This is a genomic window from Halapricum hydrolyticum (assembly GCF_025517535.1).
In the GTDB taxonomy this organism is placed as follows: Archaea; Halobacteriota; Halobacteria; order Halobacteriales; family Haloarculaceae; genus Halapricum; species Halapricum hydrolyticum.
The window spans coordinates 1-598 of sequence record NZ_JAOPKC010000061.1 but is presented as its reverse complement, the minus strand read 5'-3'; the positions used below and the strand labels follow the sequence as shown (position 1 = coordinate 598).

The following is a 598-nucleotide window of genomic DNA, read 5'->3' as shown; positions in this document are numbered from 1 at the left end:
CCGCGCTCGATGACGGCGCGTTCGCCCATCGCTTCGGCGGATTTGGCGCGGAGAACCGTCGAGATGGCGTCCCCCTGTGCTTCGAGGATCTGACTCTGCTTTTCACCCTGTGCGCGGATAATGTTCGAGCGCTTGTCCCCTTCCGCTTTTTCGATCGCACTGCGGCGTTCACCCTGGGCTTCCAGGATCATCGCACGGCGGCGGCGCTCGGCGGAGGTCTGCTGCTCCATGGCCTCCTGGACGTCCGTGCTCGGGTTGACTTCTCGGACCTCGACGCTCTCGACGCGGATCCCCCACTCGTCGGTGGGCTCGTCGAGTTCCTTGCGGATCTTCGCGTTGATCTCCTGGCGCTTGTTGAGCGTGTCGTCCAGTTCCATGTCGCCCAGCACCGCCCGCAACGTCGTCTGGGCGAGATTCGAGACCGCACGCTCGTACTGCTGGACCTCCAGGAACGCCTTCTTGGCGTCCATCACCCGGATGTAGACGACGGCGTCGGCGGTCACCGGCGAGTTGTCACGGGTGATCGCCTCCTGGCGCGGTACGTCCAGCGTCTGAGTACGCATATCGAAAGCGTAGGTCTTCGAGACGAACGGCGGGA

At 64.2% G+C, this 598-nt stretch carries 1 protein-coding gene; it reads right to left on the bottom strand.

The genetic code is table 11. The features are described from left to right. Positions 1 to 598: SPFH domain-containing protein (locus OB916_RS16965; RefSeq protein ID WP_315910478.1), on the bottom strand; the 598-nt coding region annotated here is incomplete at both ends.